The following is an 18,555-nucleotide window of genomic DNA, read 5'->3' on the forward strand; positions in this document are numbered from 1 at the left end:
AACGCCACAGATCCAATGTGGGAGCGAGCCTGCTCGCGATGAGGCCCTTACAAACGCTGCATCAACTAGGCAATAACAATCCCTGAGCCGGACAAGCTATCCAGCCCAACCCCGACCAACGTCACCGAATCCCCCCCAAACGTCAGCACCGTGTCGTGCCCTACCGCCGTGGCATGCGCCCGATAGTCGTCGTTCGGCGTCACCCCCTGAACCCCGAGAAACACCAGTTTGTCGCTGGCCTGGTAGCCAACCACCCGGTCCTGACCAAACGCGCCACTAAACAGGAACGTATCGATCCCGCCCCCCGACTCCAACAAGTCATTACCCGCCCCGCCGACAAAAACGTCGTTACCCTTGCTGCCAATCAAATGATCGTTGCCGTCCAGTCCAAACAACCAATCGCCGCCAGCGTGAGCCTTGAGCGTATCGGCGCCGGCGCCGCCCTTTACCGTTGACGCGTACTGGGTAAGGTTGTTGCCCGCCTTAAGGCCTTCGGCCGTGACGCTGTGAGTCACGTCATCCTTGAACAGCCCCCACAGAAACCCCGGCTCCTTGGTCACAATGCTGCCAATGTCGCGGGTCATGCTGATGCCGCCATTGGCGTCGCGGATGTACAGGTTGCCGGCGCCGTCATTGGCGAAGTCGAAATTTTTCACCGACTGCTGCACATCCAGCACGTTGTTGCCCTTGCCACCCAATAGGATGTTGTAACCACCGCCGTCGCGGAAGGTGTCGTTGCCATCGCGGCCTTCCAGATAATCGTTGCCCCGGCCACCCTGGATCAGATCGTTGCCGTCACTGCCGATGATGAACGTGCTGCCCTTGTGGGTTTCAGCGTTGCGATTCAGATCCTCAACCCAAGTGTTGGCGCGCGCCGGGTCCGACAGATTGGCAACGATGATCGTCGAATCTTTACTGGTGAGGTCGTAGAACTTCGATTCGATCACCCGGTTCATGCCGTCGCCATAGGCGGTAGGCAAGTGCGAGATCCAGGTCGGGATGTTGAGGATGGAAAACGGCAGCACATTCCACGCGGTCGAGGCGTAGTGGTCGTTGAAGCTGACGATGTTATCGGTCGCCGAGACCTTGGCAGCATCGTGCACGCCCACCGACGACAGGTTAAAGGATGAGCCGTCGAGGGCGCGGTACACCGGGTCGTTCTCGTAACCGACGTTCAGCACTTTGTCGGTACTGCTTTGGGTCGGCGAGGCGTAGGCGATGTAGTTGGAATCCTGGTAGAACCCGGCCCACTTGTCGCTGCTCAAATCTGCCAGGCTGTTGACCGCCAACCCGCCGAGGCTGTGACCGCTGACCAGCACGTCCTTGCCCGACAGGCCATTGGCCCGGGCAAAGGCCGCCACATCGCTGAGCAGATTGCCGAAGGCTTCGCCGACGTAGTTCTTGGCGTAATCCTTGGGCCCCAACGCCGCCAGCAGATCATTGATCACATCGCCGATGGAGTCGCTGATTTGGCTTTCTCGTGGGCCGCTGGTGCCGCGAAAGGCGATACCGATTTCGCTGAGATGACCCTGCGCGTCGTACTTGCCGAGGATTTCCACCTGAGCGCTGGTGTACCCGGCCTTTTCGCCGAAGAACGTTCCGCGTGCATCGACCTTGCCGTCATAGCCCAATTGCGTGGCGGTGATCGGCGTCCAGCCGGCTTTCTGCACCGCGTCCAGTGCGGCTTTTTCCGAATCGGGGTTCCATGGGATTCCGGGAATGACGCCCTGGGAGTCGGTACCACCGATTAGCGCGGTCACCAGTGTGGCCGGCAAGCCAAGGCCGAAGCCGTTGTGCTGATAGCCGGTGGCAAAGCCGTTATCCAGGTTGTGATAGGAATACAGCGTGATCGCCATCGCGTCGGTAAATAACGCTTTGGAATCGGCTGTACCGAAGTTTTTGTAGTCGTACACACCCATTGGTATTGCCTCTCTCTTTGTTGGAATTGTCAGAGATAGCTCACAACCAGAACGCCTCAATCACGAGGCGCCCCGGAGCATTTCGTGCATGCAGCCTTAGGCAAACGTAATGCCTGAAGCCGACAGGTTATCCAGTCCCACCCCCACCAGGGTCACGGCAAAGTCGCCAATCTTCAGCACCGTGTCATGGCCCGACTGCGAAGCGTGTTGCTTGTAGTCATACCCCTGCCCCGCGCCCTGAACGCCCATGAACAGCAGTTTGTCGCCGCCCTGGTAGCCATTGATCGCGTCGAAACCAAAGGCGCCGCTGAAGAGGAACGTGTTGTTGCCACCCGAGGCCTGCATCTCGTCATTGCCCGCGCCACCGACGAAGGTCACGTGGCTTTTGTCGCTACGCAGCAGGTCGTCGCCGGCATTGCCGAACAACCAGTCGCCGTCGCCGCTGGCTGCCAGTGTGTTGCCGTAGGCATCACCGTTAAGCGAGTGGTTGTAGTGAGTCAGTTCGCTGCCGCTGAGCAAACCGTTGGCGGTGACGCTGTAAGTCACCTCCTTGCTCCCCCACCATGAGCCCGACTCCTGACTGACCAGCGCGCCGATGTCGCGGGTCATGCTGATGCCGCCATAGGCATCACGCACGTACAGCGTTCCGTCGCCGTCGTTGGCAACGCTGAAGTTCTGCAACGGCTTCTGCAATTCGAAGGTGTTGTTGCCCTTGCCGCCCAGCAGGATGTTGTAGCCACCGTCATCGCGGAACCTGTCATTGCCATCGCGACCTTCGATGAAGTCATTGCCGGTACCGCCCTTGAGCAGGTCGTTGCTGTCGGTGCCGATGATGAAAGTGCTGCCGGAGTGAGGTTCGCCGCTGCGACCAAGGTCCTCGACCCAGGTCTTGCCCCGGGACGATTCCGCCAGGTTGGACACGATCAGCGTCGAGTCCTTGTCGGTGAGGTCGTAGAAGCGCGAGTCGATCACCCGGTTCAAACCGTCGGCATAACCCAGCGAACCGTGAGCCGACCAGTTCAGTGGGTTGAGGATGCTGAACGGCACCAGGTTCTGCGCGGTGGACGCGTACTGGTCATTGAAGTTGACGATGTTGTTGGTCGCCGAGTCCTGATGTCCGTCGTGTTTGCCCAGGGAGCCGCTGCTGAACGTGGTGCCGTCGAGTACCCGAAACACTGGATCGTTCTCGTAACCGATGTTCAGCACGTTGTTGCCGGTAGCGCTCTGGGTCGGCGAGGCGAAGGCAACGTAGCTGGCCTCCTTGAAGAAACCGCCCCAGTTGTCGCCGCTCAGTTCGGCGAGGCTATTGACTCCCAGCCCGCCGAGACTATGACCGCTAACCAGAACATCCCTGGCGCTCAGGCCATGGCCGATCGCAAACGCGGCGACGTCCTTGAGCAAATTGTCGAAGGCGTTTTTCGCGTAGTTCGTCGCGTAATCCACCGGGCCGACAGCAGCCAGCAGGTTGTTTTTCATGTCGCCGAAAGTGTCGCTGTAACCCAGGCCGCCGGTGCCACGGAAGGCAATGCCGATACCGATCAGCTTGCCCGCCGCGTCGTACTTGCCGAGCACTTCGGCTTCGGCGCTGGTGAAGCCGTCCTTCTCGCCATAGAAGGTGCCTTGTGCGCCGACCTTGCCTTGATAACCCAGCTGCGTAGCGCCAATCGGCGCCCAACCGGTCGCCGGCAGCGGCTGCCCCGTTGGCGTGTACGCATACAGCGTCAGCGCGATGGCGTCGCTGTACAACGCCTTGCCGTCAGCATTTTTGTAATCAAACAGTCCCATAGGCTTGCTTCCTTTGCGTTAAATCAGAACTGCCAGTCGAGCGTCAGACCCACACCGTGGTCTTTCTCGCGGGAGCCGAGCAGTCCGTTGTAATCCAGGCTCAAACGAACGTCCTGCGCCACCGCCAAACCGGCCCGCGCACCAATGACGGCGGCATTGCGATCCAGGGAAACGCTCTGCACGCTGAACGCGGTGTTGCCGTTGGCGAAGGCCAGGTGATCTTCGGAACGGGTGTTGCTCAGGTTGTGCTGCCAGCCCAGCGTGCCGGACAGTTCCAGCTGTTTGTCCGACAGGGCAATCGCTTTGCTCACCCGCAGGCCGAGGGTCGAGAGCACGGCGTCGCGGTTGTCTTCGCCGCCCTTGAGCGCTGCGGCATCACCTTTCTCGGTGAAGCTTTCGCTGTTCAGGTGCACGTAAGCCAGGTTGGCGAACGGTTCCAGTGCCAGCGGTTGCAGGTCCAGGCGATACGCCGCTTCGGTAAACAGTTGTGCGGTTGTCGCATCGCGTTTGGATTTCTGTTTGCCGCTGACGTCGCCGAATTGCAGGTCACGTTTCACATCGATGCGGTGCCAGCTGTAAGCGCCACCGACGCTCAGACGCAGTGCATCGATTTCATGGCCCAGATAGGCGCCCAAGTGGTAGCTATCGACGGAGGCTGACGAATGTGTGCCATCGCCCATGCTCAACGAACTGTCGCTGTAACCGGTCACGAAACCCAGCCGCGTATTTTCAGTGATCAGACCGTCGACACCGGCCAGCAAGCCGCCGATGGAGCTGTTGGAACTGGCGTTGTCATGCCCGCCATCGCTCTTGCCCCAGGCGCCGAGGACTTTGACCCAGGCGTTGCTACGGTCATCGGTCGGTGCCGCGGCATTGAACAGATCACGCTCACGCAGGCGTTCGCCGACGGCATCGCGCAGGTAACGGCTGTCGTTGATCAGCAGCGTGCCGATCGCCGGGTGAATCTCACCGGACAGTTGCTGGAAGGCTTGTTGCGCGACGGCGGCGGTCGGCGAAAGCAGCAAGGTTTCATAGAGCGCATTGCCGGCGCCCAGTTGCTCGGCGGCTGCCGCGACGGCGCGTTGATTCGGGGTTTGGCCGACGCTGGCGAAGGACGCTGCGTTGCGTTCTACCGCAAGCTGGATGCCATTGGCCGAGTAGCCGAGTGTGCCTCCGATGAACAGATAATCCGGTAGCACAGCGCCGAAACGCCCTTCGATCCCGCCGGCTGCTTGCAGAATGTTGTATTGGTTGCCGAGCAAGGATTTCACTTCGCTGGTGGTCAGCAAGGTCGGACTGTTTTCCAGGGACAGGCTGACGGTAGCGCCGTCGATCACGGCTTTACCGCCCGCCACGATCTGGTCGCTGCTGGTCGGCGACAACTCCACGGCGTAGGTCGAGCCAGGTTCGAAGGTGACGTCGCCCGCCACCTGCAAGGTGCCGATGGAATTGCCTGGCGCTACGGTGCCACCGCTTTTCGCGGTCAATGCGCCGATGCGGCCATTACCGCCGAGGATCCCGCTGTCATTGACGGTGACCGCCGAGAGCAGCGAGCCGTTGATTGCCAGGCGGCCCTGATTGACCAGCGTCGGGCCGGCGTAGGTGTTGGCGCCGGTCAGCACCAACGTGCCGATGCCCTGCTTGGTCAGGCCACCATGGCCGGAAATGTCGTTGCGCCACGTGTCGAGGCCGCAGTGCACGTCATTGCACACGCGTTCGGTCGGTTTGCCCGCGTCGATAATCGCGCCGATCCCCGGCAAGTCCGCCACAAACTGGCTGGAACCGTAGGCACCCTGGATGCGGAACTCCTCGGGAATGTCTTGCTCGGTGACAAACATCGCCGGGCCATCGATGCCTTTGCGCAGGTTGATCATGCCCCAGCCGTACAGCGAATCGACACCCGGTGCACCGAGGTCGGTGGCCGTGGTGCGCAACACGCTGGCGACCTGGGCGCCGGTCATGTACGGGAAGCGTTCCATCAGCACGGCCATGGAACCGGCGACATGCGGCGCCGCCATCGAGGTGCCGTTGTAATTCTTGTAGCCGGTGGTCAGGTTGTCGGCGTTGGTACCACTGATGATCGAGCTGTAGATCTTGCTGCCCGGTGCGGACACGCAAAAGCTTGCTGTGTAGCCGCAACGCGATGAGAAGGTGCTGATGTTGTAGAGATCCGGGCTGTTGAGGTCCGGGTTCTGTTGCAAGGCCGCCACTGTGACCCAGTTCGGAGCGATGTCCGGGACGAAATAGCCCAGGCCTGCGATGGCGTCCGGGTTGTTGAGGTTGTAGTCGTTGCCGGCCGCGAAGATCGTCACGATACCGCTGCGGGCAGCTGCGATGGCGCCGTCGTAGGCTCCGCCCGGTTTGGTCCCGAGCAACGGACGGATCTCGTCGAACTGCAATTGCGCGTCTTGCACGGTGAAGTGCGGGTAGGCGGGGTTGCGTCCGCCAAGGTCGAAGCGATCGGTGATGCCGATGCCCCAACTGTTATTGATGATCCGCGCGCCGCTGGCGATCAAGGCATCCCAACCGGCCTTGTAGACCGCGCCGTCGTTGCCGCGAATGATGCCGTCCTCGGGGCCCGGATCTCCGTTGTCCGCACTGATGATCTGCGAGCCAAACGCCACGCCATGCATCGGGCCGCCATCGCGACTGCCGGCAGCGATCCCGCCAACGTGGGTGCCGTGGGCACCCAGCTTGCCGTCGGAACCGATCGAGGGCGAACCGTCGTAGCGAAAGGCGTCTCCCGCTTTGACCGGGATGTATGGGTCGGTGTATTCGCGGATGCCGCTGGTGACCAGAGTGATCACTTTGTTGGGACCGGAAAACTCCGGATGCGCGGCGTAGACCGGTTGGTCGAAGATCCCCAGCTTCACGCCTTTGCCGGTGTAACCGGCGGCGTAGGCCTCTTGTGCGTTGACCGCTCCCAGCCCCCAATCGGCATTGAATTCAGTGCTGCGCCAACTGTTGGGATCGCCTGCTCTACCGTTTTCCACGTAAGGCGCCGCTTGCGCGGTACCGAGGGTGGCCAATGCGCAGAGCAAGGCAAGGTTGTTGTGTTTGTTATTCATCCAGCTACCGTCCTTAGTTGTGTTGCCAAAACCCCTGAGCCTTGAAAAGCACCCATTTCTATTTGTGAAGCACGCCCCCTGCAGGGTTCGCGTTAAAACTCCCAATTGAGGCTGAGCCCTACGCCATGGCTCTTCTCGCGGCTGGCCAGTTGGCCGGTGTAATCGAGGTTCAAGCGGATGTCCCGGCTCAGGGCCAGGCTGGCATGGGCGCCCACCAGCGCGGCATCACGCACCATTGGCGAACTCTCCACGGAAAACGCTGTGCTGCCGCCGGCAAACGCCAGGTGCTCTTCAGAATCGGTTTGGCTTAGGTTGTGCTGCCAGCCGAGGCTGCCGCTCAGGTCCAACTTCTGCTGGCCGGACAGGTTCACGGTTTTCAATGCGCGCACGCCCAACGTGCTGAGCACCGCGTCACGCGTGTCGCCACTGCTTTTCAGTGCGGCGGCGTCACCTTTCTCGGTGAAACCTTCGGTGTCGAGGTGCACGTAGGCCAGGTTCGCGAAGGGTTCGAGCGCCAGCGGTTGCAGGTTCAGGCGATACGCCGCTTCACCGAACACCTGGGTGGTCCCGGCATCGACCTTGGCTTTCTGTTTGGCGCTGACGTCGCCGTATTGCAGGTCGCGTTTGACGTCGGCGCGATGCCAGCTGTAGGCACCGCCGGCACTCAAACGCCAGGCACCTGACTCGCGGCCGGCATAAGCACCCAGGTGATAGCTGTCGACCTTGGCCGATGAGTGAGTGCCGGAGCCCATGCTCACCGAGCTGTCGCTATAGCCGGTGACCAGACCGATCCGGGTTTGCTCATCGAGCGCCCAGTCGACACCGGCGAGCAAACCGCCAATCGAGGTGGTGTAACCGGCGGTGTCATGGCGCTCATCGGTCTTGCCCCAGGCGCCCAGCGCCTTGATCCAGCCATTGCTTTGAGTGCCTTGGGCGTCAATCAGCCGCTCGCCAACAGCATCACGCAGGTAGCGGCTGTCGTTGATCAGTACCGAACCCAGCGCCGGATAAATTTCCCCCGACAACTGCTGAAACGCCTGTTGGGCGGACGTTGCGGTAGGCGACCGCAACAGACTTTCGTAAACCGGATTGCCCGCCCCAAGCCCTTCGACAGCGGAGGCTATAGAACGCTGGTTCGGCGTTTGGCCGACGCTGGCGAAGGTCGTGTCGTTGCGCTCGACACTCAGTTGAATGCCGGTGGCGGCGTAATCTAGGCTGCCACCAATGAACAGATAGTTGGGCAGCACCGCGCCGAACTGACCTTGAACGCCGCCGGCCGCTTGCAGGATGTTGTACTGATGACCGAGCAGGCTTTGCACTTGTTGAGTGCTGAGCAAGGTCGGGCTGTTTTCCAGTGACAGGCTGACGGTCGCGCCGCTGACCGTGGCCGTGCCGCCCGCGACGATCCGGTCGCTGTCGGTCGGCGATAGCTCCACCGCGTAGGTCGAACCCGGCGCAAACGTGACGTCGCCGCTGACCTGCAAGGTGCCAATGGAATTGCCGGGCGCAACCGTAGCGCCGCGGTTGGCGGTCAGTGCGCCGACGCGTCCTGATCCGCCCAGCGTGCCGCTGTCATTGACGGTCACTTGCGATGCCAGCGAACCGTTGATCGACAGCAGACCGCCATTCACCGTGGTCGGCCCGCGCCAGGTATTGTCGCCGGTCAGCATCAGGCGTCCGGCACCGGACTTGATCAGGCTGCCTTCGTAGACCCGAGTGGAGGCCGCGAGATCGCGTGCCATGCCCACCGCATAGTCGGTCTGATCCTGCTGGCTGGCACCGATGGGTACACCGTTCTCCCAACCTTTGGTCTTCAGTGTCTGTTGCCAGGCACTGTGTTCCGCCGCGTCTTCGCTCTGACGCTGAATCAGCGCCTTGTCGGTGATGTTGTTGCTCCAGACATCGCTCTGCCCTGCCCCCAGATTGGCGTCGAAACTCCCAAGTAATTGCCCCGGCCCGCGCATCGCCCGTTCGAGGTTGGCGACGCCCCAGCCAACGCGGGTATTTGGCGCCTCGGTGATCGAACCGTCGAGTTGGGTGGCGGTGGTCAGCAGGGTTTCCAGCGCCTGCTGGTTGTTCATGTACGGATAGCGTTCCATCACCAGCGCCAAGGCACCGGTGGCATGCGGCGCGGACATGGAGGTGCCGGACTTGATCGCATAGCCAGCGCCGGGAATGGTGCTGTCGATCTTCGCGCCGGGGGTGGTGATGCACCAATACTTGGCGATCCCGCACTGGTTGTATTTCTGCTGGTTGCCTTGATCCAACCCCGAAACCGCCAGCCAGTGGCCTTCCAGGTCCGGCTCAAAATAAGGCAAGGCTGAACGCACGCTGGCGTTGGGGTAACCGCTGTTACCGGCGCTGAACACGTTGATCACGCCGCGTCGGGAAACGTCGGCGGCCTCATCGAGCCAGGTGCCTTTGTTCCAGTGCTGGGCGTAGGCCGCATGCAGATCGTCGAGGGTCCGATAGCTGACATCCGGCGGTTGGCTGCCCCAACTGTTGTTGAACGCTCGCACACCGGCATCCGCCAACGCGTTATAGACCGCTTTGAAGTAGCGTGGATCAGGATTGGGGCCGAACAGGAAGCTGTCGTTCTTGTTGGTGTTGCCGACGTAGACCTGCGCGTTGTAGGCCACGCCGTGCATGCCGGTGCCGTCGCGCGAGGCTCCGATAGTGCCGGCGACGTGCGTGCCATGGGAGTCGTTGTTGAGGTTGAGCGTGCCGTCGACGTTGAACGACGAACCATCGACGTAACTGCCGCTGGCCAGCACCGCGTGGTAACGGTCGGTAGCGAATTCGGGATGGGCAGCATCGAAGCCTGAATCGAGCTCGCCGATTTTCACGCCTTTGCCAGTGATGTCGGCGGCATAGGCTTGATCAGCTTGCATGCGGGCGAGTCCCCAGTCGCGCTGGAACTCCGCCGAGCGCCAACTGGCGGCATCACCGGGTGTGCCGGCTTCCAGGTAAGCGGCTTGCACCGAGACGGGCATTGCTGACACCAGGAGTAATAGCGTGCCGACCGACATCGGCTTGATCTGTACGTCCATGTTCACTTCTCGTTTTTTTGTTTTTTTGTTTTTTTGGGGACATCTATTGCGTTCTTGGGCCTTGGCCGAACGCCTCGTCAACCTTGGCCAAATCCTGCTCATTCAACGTCCCGGCGTAGTAATGCAACTTGGTCCAGGCCATCAAGTAGTCGTAGCGTGCCTGTGCCAGATCGCGGCGGGTGGTAAATAGTTGTTGTTCTGCGTTCAATGCGTCGAGGTTGACGCGCTCACCGCCCAAGATGCTTTGCTTGGTCGAAACCACCAGCGCTTCGGCAGACTTCAGGGCTTTCTGATAAGCCCGCAACTTGTTCACGCCCGACAGACAGGCGCTGAACTGGCGACGCAGTTCAATCAACGTTTCCCGGGTCTTGCCGTCCAGTTCGTACTCGGCCTGCTCCATGGTGCGGCTGGCCTGACGGGTCGATGCGGAAACCCCGCCGCCCGCATACAGCGGCACGTTGACTTCAATCCCGATGGTGTTGGTGTCGTAGCGCTGGTTGTAGGTGTTGCCACTTTCCGACTCGTTCTGGCGCACTGAGGCGTAGGCGCTGACTTTTGGCAGATGCCCGGCGCGGTTGCGTTCGACTTCATAACGCGCGACTTCCACGGCATGGCGCTGCGAAGCCAGATTCGGGTTGTTGGCCACGGCCATCTCGTGCCAGGTATCGAAGTTGGCCGGCTGCAGGGTGAACGTCTGGAAACTCTGATCCAGCGGTGCCAAATCCCCGATGTTGATCGCCGGCACGCCAATCAGCGCACCCAGCTCTCGTAACGACGCGTCCTGCTCATCACGGGCTTCGATTTCCTCGGCCGTTGCCAGTTCATAGCGGGACTCGGCCTCAAGGATGTCGGTACGCGTGCCCTCGCCCTGACGGAACATGTGCTCGTTCTGCTGGAACTGTTGCTCGAAAGCCTTTTTCTTGGCTTGCGCGATGTCGATCTGATCCTGAGCGAACAGCGCCTGGGTGTAATTCTCCAGCACCCGAACGAGTAATTCCTGGCTCTTGCCACGAAAGGCTTCGTCGGCAAACAGCGATTGCGCCACGCCTTTGCGGTACGACGCGTAAGCCTCGTAGTCGAGCAGCGGTTGTTGCAGAGTCAGGGTCGAGCCGTAACTGCTGTAGTTGCGGTCATCGCTCTGGTTTTGCCCGCGCTCATTGAGGTAGGTGACCTTGGACGTGTTGCGCCCCTTGTTGTAGTTGTAACCGATCCTGGGCAACAGCCCGGCGCGGCCAATGACGCGGTTTTCAAGGCCGGCATCGCGTTCCTTGATGGCGCCGAGAAACACCGGATCATTGCGCAATGCTTGTTCGTAGATGTCGAACGGTCCCATCGCCAGCACACTGTTGCAGGTCAGCAACGCCAGGGTCGCTGCGAGCATGGAAAGCTTATTCATACAGCGGAACATCCTTATTCCTCAGTCAACGCGGAACCTGCCCGGTCGAGCAGCGGTTTGAACAAATAGTTGAGGAGTGAACGTTCACCAGTGCGCACGAACATTTCCGCCGGCATGCCAGGCTTGATCACCAGACCGTTGAGTTTTTCCATGGCCTGATCGCTGACGCTGCTGCGCAGCACGTAATACGGCGCACCGGTTTTCTCGTCGATCATCTGGTCGGCGGAGATCAGGCTGACTTCGCCGGGCACACGCGGCGTGCGGCTCTGGTTGAACGCCGTGAACAGAATGTCCACCGGCAAGTGCGTGCCGACCCTGTCGACCAGGTTGACCGGCAGGTGCCCTTCCACCTCCAGGCTCGTCCCCTGAGGCACGATCTCCAGCAGCGTTTCGCCCTGACGCACCACCGCGCCCACGGTGTGAACCCCGAGGTTGACCGCAATGCCATCGGCCGTGGCGATGATCTCGCTGTGTTGCAGATCGAACCCGGCGGAGGTCAGTTGCTCTTCCAGCGTCACGCTTTTCAATTGCGCATCGGCCAGTTGGGTGCGGACCTCTTTCTGGTATTCCTCGATGTGCTGTTGCAGTTTCAGCCGCGATTCGAGGATGCCCTGCTCCACACGGCCGCTGTCGCCGGTGTTTTCGGCCAATTGTTGCTGAACCTGCGACAGCTGACGCTGGTACTCCATCAACCGATTACGCGGGATGTAGCCGTTATCCGCCAGGGGCTGAAGATTGCTCAGCTGTTGTTGCAGAGAACTGGCCTGGGCAGTCAAGTCCGTGCGGGCGCGGCGCATGCCGGCCAGTTGCGCGCTGGCGCCTTCGATGCTGGCGCGCAAGGCAGCCTGTTCGCGGGAAAACGCTTCACGGCGGCTGCTGAACAACTGTCGTTGACCTTCCAGCACCAAGGCCAGACGCGGGTCAGGATTGTTGCTCAGTTCAGCGGGGAAACTCACCTGTTTGAGGTTGTCCCGTTCACTCTGCCACCGCGCCAGGCTGGCCCAGGCCATGCGGTATTGCGCTTGCAGCGATTGCACGTCAGCGGCGACTTGCGTCTGGTCGAGCTGGAACAATGGCTGGCCCTGCTTCACCACTTGACCCTCGCGCACCAGAATCTGGCTGACCACGCCACTGCTCATCGATTGCACGGCTTTGCGCTTGCCCGACACCACGACCGTGCCTTGCACGGGAATACCTTGGTCAAGAGGTGCGAGACTGGCCCAGGTGAAGAAACTGCCGGCGCCGACGATCGCCAGAATCCAGCCCATCCGGACGAAGAAACGCGCGTCGCGCTCAGGGCGTTCTGCGATGTAGTCGTGTTCCATGGTGGCTTCGCTGATGTTGCTCATACACCCGAATTCCTTGTCGAGGGCTGATACTGCCGGCTCATGCTGAGCCCGCCCGGTGCTTGCGCGGTTTTCTCCCGCTGCTGCTCCTGATTGGCTGCGAGTGCCTTGAGCACGTCCTGGCTTGCACCGAAGGCTTGCAGACGTCCTTCGTTGAGCACCAGTAGCTTGTCGGCCTGGGCCAGTGCCGAGGAGCGATGGGTCACCAGAATCACGCTGGTGCCTTGGGCTTTCATTTGCGCAATGGCACTGGCCAATGCAGCTTCGCCCACGGTGTCGAGGTTGGAATTCGGTTCATCCAGCACCACCAGGCGCGGGTTGCCATACAGGGCGCGGGCCAGTGCCACGCGCTGCTTCTGCCCCCCGGACAAACCGCTACCATCCTCGCCGAGCACGGTGTCGTAGCCTTGCGGCATGCGCAGAATCAGTTCGTGAACACCGGCCTGTTGCGCGGCTTCAACGACTTTTTGCGGGTCCGCCTCGCTGAACCGTGCGATGTTTTCGGCGATGCTGCCGCTGAACAGCTCGATGTCCTGTGGCAGATAACCGATGTAGGGGCCAAGATCGTCGCGGTTCCAGCGATGAATGTCCGCGCCGTCGAGCCGCACCGTACCGCCCAGCGTCGGCCAGACGCCGACCAGCACTCGGGCCAGGGTGGATTTGCCGGAACCGGACGCTCCGAGCACCCCCAGCACTTCCCCGGCACCGAGACTGAAATTGACCAAATGCAGCGTCGCGGCCCGTTGCCCCGGTGGTGCGGCGCTGACCTGTTCGAAGGTGATCTGACCCTTCGGCGCCGGCAGCGCCATGGCCTCGTCACTCGGTGGAAAGGCTTGCAGCAACGAATCAAGACGACGGTAAGCAAGCTTGGCGCCGCTCCACTGCTTCCACACGGCGATCAATTGGTCGATGGGGCTCAGGACGCGGCCCATCAGAATGGAACCGGCGATCATCATCCCGGCCGTCATATCGCCTTTGATCACCAGCAAGGCACCCAGACCCAGCACCAGCGATTGCAGGCACAGGCGCAGGGTTTTGCTTAGAGAGCTGATGACGGCACCGGTGTCGCTGGCTTCGTTCTGCAAGCCGAGGAAACGTGAATGGACCTGGAACCAACGTGTACGCAACGCCCCGAGCATGCCCATGGCCTGAATGGTTTCGGCGTTGTGCAGGTGACTGGTGGCCAGTTGGCTGGATTTCTGGGAAAACCCTGCGGCATCGCCCAGGGGCTTTTTGGTCATTGTCTCGTTGAGGCAAGCAAGGCCGATCAACAGTACCGTGCCCACCGTCGCGAACACGCCGAGCCAGACATTGAACAGGTAGATCACAAACAGGTAGACCGGAAACCACGGCGCATCGAAGAAGGCAAACAGCGCAGGACCGGTGACGAATTGGCGAATTTGCGTCAGGTCCCCCAAGGCTTGCCCGGCGTTGCCCTCGCCCCGAAACAGGTTGCGCTCGAATGCGGCCTGATAGACCCGAAGGTTGAAGCGGCGCTCCAGTTGACTGCCGATGCGGATGACGATGAAGCTGCGCACGATCTCAAGCAGACCGATGAAGGCAAAGAACCCGACCACCATCAACGACAGCATCGTCAGGGTGGTTTCATTTTGCGAAGACAGCACGCGGTCGTAGACCTGGAGCATGTAAATCGACGGAACCAGCATCAGCACGTTAATTAACGCGGTAAAACAACCGACGCTGATCAGGATGCTCTTGTAGTCGCCCAGTGCTTTGAATAATGGTGCGGTGGCCGGGCTCTTTGCCATCTTCATGGGTTATTCCTGAGGTGTTATTCCTCGCCCTATCTGGCGAAGTTTCCATTAACTGTCCGCGCAGGGGCGGATATAGGCTTTGCGGGAACGTTTACAAACTAATAACAACTTCTCGTGGGCGACAGAGCGCTTCGACTAGTTGTGTTGTGCTTATGTCGGCAATGACGAGCGTTATATTCGAATCGTGTTATTGCACCTGGCGCACAAGTGTTATGACCAGATCGGATTTCAATGTGGCTTTATACGATCCGTCGCGTTGGCGGCTGAGAAATAGAATCTTCGAACCTTCTTTGCCGGTGATCGCCAGGCCATCCGGCTCAGGGAACCAGCCAATCGCAGATTCGCCGCCCAGCCAGGCGCTCAGACAATCGGCGCCCTCACCCAGCGTCTGTTGAGGTTGAAAGTCGATGACGCAGACGTTGGACGGTTTGTCCTGCAACGCCTGGGACTCTGGCGAGTCATCTTTGGCGATCAGGGTCGCCTGCCATTTGCCGGCCAGTTCCGAGGGGTCTGCTAATTTCAGGCTGCTCGCCATGGCTAAATCTCCAAAAAACATCATGAACGTCGCCAATAGCCACGCGGTTGTTCTGCAGGTGAAGCCGTTATGGATCATAAGGCGCTTTACTCATTTCAAGGGGCAGAGAGCAGCGCGTCTGCGCCGCCCTCCTTTCACCTCACATTACGCAGCGATGTCGGAGTAAGCCGCCTGGCCCACGGTGCTGACCAGGAAATCAGCCACGCCATGCCCGGAGAAGTCCACCGACAACAGGCTGTTGCCGCCCGAAGAGGTCAACACCGCATCGCCTGCCGCACCGGTGAACGAGTTCACGAAATGCAGGCCTGCGCCGTTGGTGATGCCGGTCAGGTCGATCTTGTCCAGGCCGCTGACAAAATCGAGGATCTGGTCGACTGCACCCGGTTTGGAATCGCTGCTGGCCGCGAACACGAAGGTGTCCGAACCGGCGCCACCCCACAGTTTGTCCGCACCGCCCGCGCCGAAGAGGATGTCGTTGCCGGCACCGCCCTTCAGTTCGTTGGACACGCTGTTGCCGATCAGCAGGTCGCTGCCCGAACCGCCGATGGCATTCTCGACGGTGACGCCCTTGGCGATGGACACGTTGCCCACCAGGCCGCCAACGTCGGAGAACGAGGCTTCATTGAGGTTGATCTTCTGGTTTTGGGTAAAACCGGAGAAGTCCAGAGTGTCCCTGCCGCCCGCATCCCATACCGAAAATACAACCTTGTCCGACGACGAAGACGCGCTCAGGAAGTCGCGACCGGCGTTGGAGTTGAAGCCGTAAGTGGTGTCACCGGTACGTGTGGAGGTGTTGGCACCGTAGAGCTTTTGAATGGCCGCGATATCGTCCATCAGCGGGCCGGACGAATAGGCTTCGACGCCGCCCTTGCTGAAGTTCTGGCTGGTATTACTCTCACTCCAGTAGCTCATGACGCTGTAACCGCGGGTGTCTTGCCCGTAGGAAGCGTCGTTGTAAGTCGGAGCGCCCTCGCCGGCGTTGTAGTCGCCAGGGTGGGCCAGGCCCAGGGAGTGACCGATTTCGTGGGTCAGGGTCTGACGGCCGTAGTTGTTCAGGTCCGGTGTCTTGTTTACGTTATAGCCACTGCCCGTCAGATACCACGAAGTACCGTCATAACCAGCGCCGGTGCCCGGCAGATAAGCGAATGCCGCTGCGCCATCCTGGCCACCGCTGTAGTTGCCGAAGGTCATATGAGCGTCGCCGCCCGTGGCCTTATCGGTGAACGTGACATTGGCTACATCGGCCCAGGATTGCATGGCCAGCACAGCCTGGCCTTTCTGTTGGGCGCTGAACTGGCTGAACCCGGTGATCCCGTGCTTGTTCATGGTGCTCGACGACGCCGAGGTCAGGAACGTGTAGGTGAGTTCGATTTTGCCGCTGCCGTCCTTGTCCTGGTAGGCAGCGCCATCGCGCAGCAATTGGGTAGCTGCCTGATCGACGGAGAACGAGGGTTTGCCATTGACCGTGAGGTTGCCACCCCGATCATACTGATGGCTGAAGCTATTGATCTGGTTGAACGCAGAACTGGACGCAGCCAACGCTTGCAATGGCTGGAACGCCTGTTCGGCGGAATCAATAGCGTTGTTTTTAACTTTCGACATAAACACACTTCCTTGTTTAGCTATGGAACAGTTTTTGTCAGACAGTGACAATCTCTGGCGAGATCGTCCTATCACTCGCCCAATGAAGGCGAAAGAAAACTGACACAATTCGAAATCAAACGTCTACATTTTTTTTGACGTCAAATTGAGTTGTTCCTGCAAGTACCCGGAAACAATGCCTGCGCTGTCGAAATATTGTTTGTTAGATGGCGGTTTGCGCAAATTGTCTGACGATTGGTTATTTAATTATTAAATAGAGGTAAGTTGCTTTTTGTCGATGGGGTCTCACTTTGAGTGAGTTATTAATATGAGTGCCAGCGAATTGATATCAGTTGGGTCTTCATTGGATTAGAGCTTTTGGCGACTGCTGCAAATCAGCCCAGCCTTCCTCTTCTGCCTGACGCAACTCCTGAACGACCAACCTCCCCAGTCGCCAATCAACAAAAAACGGCTGCCGTTGGTCAACGACAGCCGTTAGCAGATAAATAAGTCCGGAGGCCGGAATCTACAGCGTTGCCAGTCGAACCGACGGGCACCCAATGACTACACAATATGAAGCCCTAGCTCCCGGTCCGAATCTTGTTCCACACCCGCGTACGAACCCGGTCGATGTTCAGCGGCATCGCCTCCAGCGCAAACAATTTCCCCATCATGTCCGGGCTCGGGTAGACCTTGGTGTCATTTTTGATCGCCGGGTCGATCAGACTGTCGGCCTGTTCGTTTCCGTTGGCGTAGTGCACGTAGTTGCTGATGCTGGCCATGACGTCCGGGCGCAGCAGGTAGTTCATGAAGGCGTAGCCGGCCTTTTCGTCCGGGGCGTCTACCGGCATAGCGACCATGTCGAACCAGATCGCGGCGCCTTCCTTGGGAATCGAATAGCCGATGTCGATGCCGTTCTTGGCTTCTTTCGCGCGGTTTTCAGCTTGCAGAATGTCACCGGAGAAGCCGACGGCCACGCAGATGTCGCCATTGGCCAGATCGCTGGTGTACTTGGACGAGTGGAAATAGCTGACATACGGGCGGACTTTCATCAGCAGCGCTTCAGCTTTTTTGTAGTCCTCCGGGTTCGTGCTGTGATGCGGCAGGCCCAGGTAGTTCAGTGCCGCCGGCAACAGTTCGGGACCGTTGTCGAGGATGGCCACGCCGCACTTCTGCAGCTTTTGCATGTTTTCGGGTTTGAAAATCAGATCCCAGGAGTCCACTGGCGCGTTATCACCCAACACGGCCTTGACCTTGGCGATGTTGTAACCGATGCCGGTGCTGCCCCAGAGGTACGGGAAGCCGTGTTCGTTGCCCGGATCGTTGGTTTGCAAGGCCTTGAGCAGCGCCGGGTTAAGGTTTTTCCAGTTCGGCAGTTGGCTCTTGTCGAGTTTCTTCAACGCCACGCCCTGAATCTGCCGTGCCATGAAGTGGTTGGACGGAAACACCACGTCGTAGCCGGATTTGCCGGTCATCAATTTGCCGTCGAGGGTTTCATTGCTGTCGAAGACGTCATAGCTGAACGCGATGCCGGTTTCTTTCTGGAAGTTCTTGGTGGTGTCCGGGGCGATGTAGTCCGACCAGTTGTAGATCTTGACGGTCTCCGCCGCGTGGCCGAGGGTCGCGATGAGCGTAAGTGGAGCCAGGGTCAGTGTCTTTCGGATCATGAGTCGATTCCTGTTTGGTTTGTCTTTTTGTTATTCGAGAGTTGGCAGGCAATCAGAGGATCAAAAAATCAAAACGTAGGTCTTGCGCACGGTTTCCTGGATGTCCCAGATACCGAGGCTGTTGGCTGGCAACATCAATGCATCGCCGGCTTCTATGTGCAGGGTTTCACCGTCATCCGGGGTAAAGGTGCAGCGTCCCTGGATGAAGTGACAGAACTCCTGGGCGACGATCTGCCGCCGCCAGCGGCCGGGCGTGCATTCCCAGACGCCGGTTTCGACACCATCGTCGCGTTCAACGCTGGTGGTCGAGGCCACCGCCACGGGGATGCCCAGTGGGACGGCGACTGGGTTCGACTCTTCCAGCTTCAGGGTTGCGGTGTTCTTGAATTGCGTGATGCTCATGGGAGTACCTGTCGATTGAGCCTATAGATGA

11 protein-coding genes and 1 pseudogene are annotated in these 18,555 nt (G+C 59.9%); all 12 read right to left on the bottom strand.

The genetic code is table 11. The features are described 5' to 3' along the window. Positions 1-65: 65 nt before the first annotated feature. Complete coding sequence (locus ACA056_RS14415) at positions 66-1,919, bottom strand: polyurethane esterase (protein WP_497265503.1); 1,854 nt, start codon at positions 1,917-1,919, stop codon at positions 66-68. A 96-nt stretch (positions 1,920-2,015) separates the two neighbouring features. After that, positions 2,016-3,704 carry a polyurethane esterase gene (locus ACA056_RS14420; protein WP_497265505.1) on the bottom strand — a complete coding sequence of 563 codons (1,689 nt, stop codon included), beginning with the start codon at positions 3,702-3,704 and terminating at the stop codon, positions 2,016-2,018. A 23-nt stretch (positions 3,705-3,727) separates the two neighbouring features. Continuing rightward, complete coding sequence (locus ACA056_RS14425) at positions 3,728-6,772, bottom strand: autotransporter domain-containing protein (protein WP_497265507.1); 3,045 nt, start codon at positions 6,770-6,772, stop codon at positions 3,728-3,730. A gap of 92 nt (positions 6,773-6,864) precedes the next feature. After that, a complete protein-coding gene (gene eprS / locus ACA056_RS14430; protein WP_497265508.1) occupies positions 6,865-9,822 on the bottom strand; it encodes an autotransporter serine peptidase EprS in 2,958 nt (985 codons plus the stop codon). Positions 9,823-9,865: 43 nt separating this feature from the next. Beyond that, entirely contained in the window at positions 9,866-11,230 is a 1,365-nt protein-coding gene (locus ACA056_RS14435; RefSeq protein WP_497265509.1) for a TolC family outer membrane protein, read from the bottom strand. A gap of 2 nt (positions 11,231-11,232) precedes the next feature. Continuing rightward, positions 11,233-12,567 carry an HlyD family type I secretion periplasmic adaptor subunit gene (locus ACA056_RS14440; RefSeq protein ID WP_497265510.1) on the bottom strand — a complete coding sequence of 445 codons (1,335 nt, stop codon included), beginning with the start codon at positions 12,565-12,567 and terminating at the stop codon, positions 11,233-11,235. Further along, positions 12,564-14,339, bottom strand: coding sequence for a type I secretion system permease/ATPase (locus ACA056_RS14445; protein ID WP_497265511.1), 1,776 nt, complete (start codon positions 14,337-14,339; stop codon positions 12,564-12,566). Before ACA056_RS14445 ends, ACA056_RS14440 begins: the two co-directional genes overlap by 4 nt. A 187-nt stretch (positions 14,340-14,526) precedes the next feature. After that, positions 14,527-14,952: an AprI/Inh family metalloprotease inhibitor gene (locus tag ACA056_RS14450; protein WP_497265512.1), complete on the bottom strand. Its 426-nt coding sequence runs from the start codon at positions 14,950-14,952 to the stop codon at positions 14,527-14,529. Positions 14,953-15,018: 66 nt separating this feature from the next. Then, entirely contained in the window at positions 15,019-16,476 is a 1,458-nt protein-coding gene (locus ACA056_RS14455; protein WP_497265513.1) for a serralysin family metalloprotease, read from the bottom strand. Between the two features lie 373 nt (positions 16,477-16,849). Next, a pseudogene (locus ACA056_RS14460) lies at positions 16,850-16,981 on the bottom strand (REP-associated tyrosine transposase); the annotation flags it as partial. 55 nt (positions 16,982-17,036) lie between these two features. Continuing rightward, a complete protein-coding gene (locus ACA056_RS14465; RefSeq protein WP_497265514.1) occupies positions 17,037-18,122 on the bottom strand; it encodes a polyamine ABC transporter substrate-binding protein in 1,086 nt (361 codons plus the stop codon). Positions 18,123-18,182: 60 nt separating this feature from the next. Further along, the gene (locus ACA056_RS14470) at positions 18,183-18,524 is read right to left on the bottom strand and encodes a cupin domain-containing protein (RefSeq protein ID WP_497265515.1); all 342 of its coding nucleotides are present in this window, start codon (positions 18,522-18,524) and stop codon (positions 18,183-18,185) included. Positions 18,525-18,555 lie beyond the last annotated feature (31 nt).

The organism is Pseudomonas sp. LBUM1666, from assembly GCF_059695775.1.

Excerpts from the sequence above, each read along its gene's own strand:
- ACA056_RS14415 (WP_497265503.1), bottom strand. The coding sequence starts at position 1,919 with ATGGGTGTGTACGACTACAAAAACTTCGGTACAGCCGATTCCAAAGCG.
- ACA056_RS14420 (WP_497265505.1), bottom strand. The coding sequence starts at position 3,704 with ATGGGACTGTTTGATTACAAAAATGCTGACGGCAAGGCGTTGTACAGC.
- ACA056_RS14425 (WP_497265507.1), bottom strand. The coding sequence starts at position 6,772 with ATGAATAACAAACACAACAACCTTGCCTTGCTCTGCGCATTGGCCACC.
- eprS (WP_497265508.1), bottom strand. The coding sequence starts at position 9,822 with ATGGACGTACAGATCAAGCCGATGTCGGTCGGCACGCTATTACTCCTG.
- ACA056_RS14435 (WP_497265509.1), bottom strand. The coding sequence starts at position 11,230 with ATGTTCCGCTGTATGAATAAGCTTTCCATGCTCGCAGCGACCCTGGCG.
- ACA056_RS14440 (WP_497265510.1), bottom strand. The coding sequence starts at position 12,567 with ATGAGCAACATCAGCGAAGCCACCATGGAACACGACTACATCGCAGAA.
- ACA056_RS14445 (WP_497265511.1), bottom strand. The coding sequence starts at position 14,339 with ATGAAGATGGCAAAGAGCCCGGCCACCGCACCATTATTCAAAGCACTG.
- ACA056_RS14450 (WP_497265512.1), bottom strand. The coding sequence starts at position 14,952 with ATGATCCATAACGGCTTCACCTGCAGAACAACCGCGTGGCTATTGGCG.
- ACA056_RS14455 (WP_497265513.1), bottom strand. The coding sequence starts at position 16,476 with ATGTCGAAAGTTAAAAACAACGCTATTGATTCCGCCGAACAGGCGTTC.
- ACA056_RS14465 (WP_497265514.1), bottom strand. The coding sequence starts at position 18,122 with ATGATCCGAAAGACACTGACCCTGGCTCCACTTACGCTCATCGCGACC.
- ACA056_RS14470 (WP_497265515.1), bottom strand. The coding sequence starts at position 18,524 with ATGAGCATCACGCAATTCAAGAACACCGCAACCCTGAAGCTGGAAGAG.